The following is a 3,379-nucleotide window of genomic DNA, read 5'->3' as shown; positions in this document are numbered from 1 at the left end:
CGACAGCCGCCGACAGTTCCCTCGTCATGAGATGTAGATATCTCATCTCAATCCACCATGGTCAAGAACCGCATGAAAACGGCGTGTCGCAGCCAATCCGATATCAGTATTAGCCGGTTAAGAGGGGGTCCTCGGCGTGGCAGAAATCCGGGGCGAAGCCGTAATGGCCAGCCAGCCGGACGTATTCGGCGGTGGGGATCACCACGTTTGCGACGACGCCACCCTTGAGACAGGCCATCCGATCAGCCAGCACCCGGGCCGGGACACCACCGATCGCACCGAAGGCCTCGGCGATCAACGCCAACGTCGTCGATGCCCGCTGGTCGGTGGCGAACGCGACGAACCGCCAGCGGGAGAACGCCAGTACCGCGCAGAACAGGAACAATCCCGGCGCGGCCTGGGCCCAGTCGATCACCAGGTACTCACCCGGTGACCACACCGCCGGGCGCCGCGCTCGGTGATGTTCGTTGCGCCACAACGTCTTCGCCTTATTGACCAGCCGCCGGAAGTTGCGTGCCGACCCGTCGTAGCCGGCGGCGCGGGCGATCGGCAGCATCCGCTTGGCCGACATCCGACCTTGCGATTTCTTCACCCGTTCGGCGACCAAGTCGGCCACCGAATCGTAGTTGTGGGCCCGCTCGGCCCTCGGCGGTGCGTTGTCGCCGGCTTCGAACTTGTCCACGACCCGTTTGACGGTCTTAGGGGTGGTGTGGCACATATCGGCGGCGGCTCGGTATGACCCGACTTGTTGGTAGGCAGAAATGATGTCCATGCGGTCCTTCGCAGACTTCAATGGAACTCCCCGGTGGTGGTGGTGTCTGGTTGGCACCTTCACCGTCACCATCGGGGCCCGCAGTTCCTGATCGACACGACGAACACGGGGTGGGGACTTTTATCTGGCCACCAGCGGGGACCTCCACTTGGCCACCAGTGAGGACTTTTTCATGGCCACGGACACCGGCGACACCGGAAACGGCTCTGCTAATTGCGGCAGTGCGGGATCATCCTCGACCACCGATCTGATCTCGCTGAGAAGGGTGTCAACGTGCGAAATATCGCCCTGAACGACGGGGTCAAGCATCACGATTGAGTGACCCCCGCAGGCCCCTGTACTACTGTTCACATAACGCGAAGCCGCGACGAATTACAGGACGCATGTCGACCTTGGTTCCAGGGATGTCGGGATCATCACGCCTGATTGCGGTGATGTCCGCGTATCTGCCCCCGAACCCGGCGGTTAAGTTGACGGCGTATGTCACACCGTTGGCTATAAGCGTCATTTGCCATCCTGGGTTCGTACATATCAGCACACCCTCGGGGACAGTGAAGGGCCACTGGCCATCGGTCCAGGTGGATTCGGAGATGTAGCCGGGCGGTGGCGTCGTGACTGCTGTGGTGGTCGACTTGCTGGGCGGTGTTGTCGTGACCGCTGTGGTCGACTCGCTGTTGGCCGTGGGCTGGTCTTTCCACTCGTTTAGTGCCAGGGTGCCGAGGGTGACGAGCGCGACAACGACACTGATCTGGAGTGCTTGTCGCCATCACGCCTGCGGTCAACCACTTTGCGCCCACGGGGTGGACCGAGCCGGACCGGTTCGATCCAACGCGATTCGAACCGCCAAGGCGCGAGGATGAGGCCCACCGCTTCGCCTGGCTTCCGTTCGGAGGGGGCGCGCACAAGTGCATCGGGATGCACTTTGGCACCTTGGAGGTGAAGGCAATACTGCACGAGATGCTGCGGGAATTCACCTGGAGCCTGGAGGACGGCTACCCCGTTCGGTGGGATAATACGTCCTTGCCTATCCCCACCGACGGCCTGCCCATTACGTTGCGTCGCAGATGATGTCGAGAACCGCTCCAGGAGACATCTAAAGGGGAAGCCGAGCGCGTTGCACCCACAAGGGCGCCGACGGACATCGTTGTGTCGGCAATATTGACACAGTCCCTAACGAATCGACATCGGAACCCTCCACAAACCCGGGCGAACCGTAGTAGGTAAAACTACGCACACTGCCGGAAGGATTGTCATGCAAGAACCATCAACAGCCGTCGTGACCGGAGCAGGTCGAGGGATTGGTTTGGAGATCGCGCGACAACTCGCCGTTGCCGGCCACCGGGTGTTGCTCACGGATGTAGACGGCGACGCAGCAGAGCGTGCTGCCGCCGAGGTCGGCCGGGGCGCTTGGAGTGCCAGACACGACGTAAGAGATCCGTCGGTCCATCGTGATATCGCTGCGCAGGCTTCGGCCGCGGGTCGTCTGGCGGTATGGGTAAACAACGCCGGGGTCCTGATCGCGGGCGATAGCTGGAGCCACACCGATGTGGAGGTTGCGTCGATCCTCGATATCAATGTGCGAGGCGTTGTGGCGGGCTCACACGCCGCGGTCGCCGCTATGGGCGCAGATGGGGGCGCGATCCTCAACATCGCTTCGCTCTCGGCACTGGCGCCCGTCCCTGGACTCGCGATGTACGGAGCCACCAAAGCGGCCGTATTGTCGTTCACTACGTCATTGCAAGGTGACCTCGACCATGCGGGTTTGCCCATTCGCGCACGTGCGCTGTGCCCCGACGTGGTCAGTACGAAAATGGTCAACGACCGAGTTGCCGATCCAGGCGCGGCATTACTGTTCGCCGGACCCAGTCCGATGGACGCTGCGGACGTGGCCCGTGCAGGCCTGGAGTTACTGGACAGTCGCCAGATATTCCGGGTGGTTCCTCGGTGGCGTGGCATCGTTGCCCGCTCTAGTGACGCCGCACCGTCGCTCGGGTTGAAGGTTTTCGCGTTGATGCGTGGGCGCGGTGAGCGGCGCCAACGCAGGCATCGTTGACGCTGTGTCGAAGATGGGACGGGGCTAGCCCGGCCATGCTCGAGTTGGGCGTGATGAGGTCGCGGGTTCGCTCAGCGGGACTTGGGGATCGAGGTGGGCTCCCAGCTCGTGCAGCCTGTCATCGATGATCAACCACGTTTGCCGTGTCAACCGAATGACGAGTTCGTCGCGAGTGGAGTCTCGATGGTCCAGCCACCACAGGACCGATGCGTCGATCAGGCCCATGATGGCGGCGACGTTACGGTCGGCAGCGTCGGAATCGTCCCCGTAGCGAGGAAAGTAGCGGGCGCCCGCTACTGCGAGTTCGGAGGCGAACGCACTTCTTCCGGGCGTCGTTTTCTCATTGCTGCGCCGGTAGTCCCGATTGACCAGAAAACGATACAGGTTGGGATGTTCGTCAGCCCACATGACGTGCTGACTCACGGGAGCGCGAATCACGTCCAATGGTGAACCCTGCACGTCCAAAGTAAGGCGTATCTTCGCCGTGAGTTCGCGGTGGACGTGGCGGGCGACGGCCAGATCGAGTTCTTCCTTACTCGCGAAGTGGCGGTAGA

Annotated in this window: 3 protein-coding genes and 2 pseudogenes; 2 read left to right on the top strand and 3 right to left on the bottom strand. The window is 62.1% G+C overall.

The window, feature by feature from the left end; translation table 11 throughout:
- Window positions 1–112: 112 nt before the first annotated feature.
- A pseudogene (locus tag VIQ49_RS24985) lies at window positions 113–793 on the bottom strand (DDE-type integrase/transposase/recombinase); the annotation flags it as partial.
- A gap of 319 nt (window positions 794–1,112) precedes the next feature.
- Window positions 1,113–1,364, bottom strand: coding sequence for a DUF2511 domain-containing protein (locus VIQ49_RS29045; protein ID WP_414731719.1), 252 nt, complete (start codon window positions 1,362–1,364; stop codon window positions 1,113–1,115).
- A gap of 155 nt (window positions 1,365–1,519) precedes the next feature.
- Between VIQ49_RS29045 and VIQ49_RS24980 the strand changes: the two are divergent.
- Both VIQ49_RS24980 and VIQ49_RS24975 read left to right on the top strand, forming a co-directional pair.
- A pseudogene (locus VIQ49_RS24980) lies at window positions 1,520–1,840 on the top strand (cytochrome P450); the annotation flags it as partial.
- A 184-nt stretch (window positions 1,841–2,024) separates the two neighbouring features.
- Window positions 2,025–2,825, top strand: coding sequence for an SDR family NAD(P)-dependent oxidoreductase (locus VIQ49_RS24975; protein WP_205390302.1), 801 nt, complete (start codon window positions 2,025–2,027; stop codon window positions 2,823–2,825).
- Between the two features lie 24 nt (window positions 2,826–2,849).
- Here VIQ49_RS24975 and VIQ49_RS24970 read toward each other — a convergent pair.
- A partial coding sequence (locus tag VIQ49_RS24970) for a TetR/AcrR family transcriptional regulator (protein WP_331889281.1) occupies window positions 2,850–3,379 on the bottom strand: 530 nt, incomplete at its 5' end.

Origin of the sequence: Williamsia sp. (genome assembly GCF_036566845.1) — a bacterium.
Classification (GTDB): domain Bacteria; phylum Actinomycetota; class Actinomycetes; order Mycobacteriales; family Mycobacteriaceae; genus Williamsia.
Note: the sequence above shows the minus strand (reverse complement) of the source record. Positions and strands in the feature narration are given on the sequence as shown.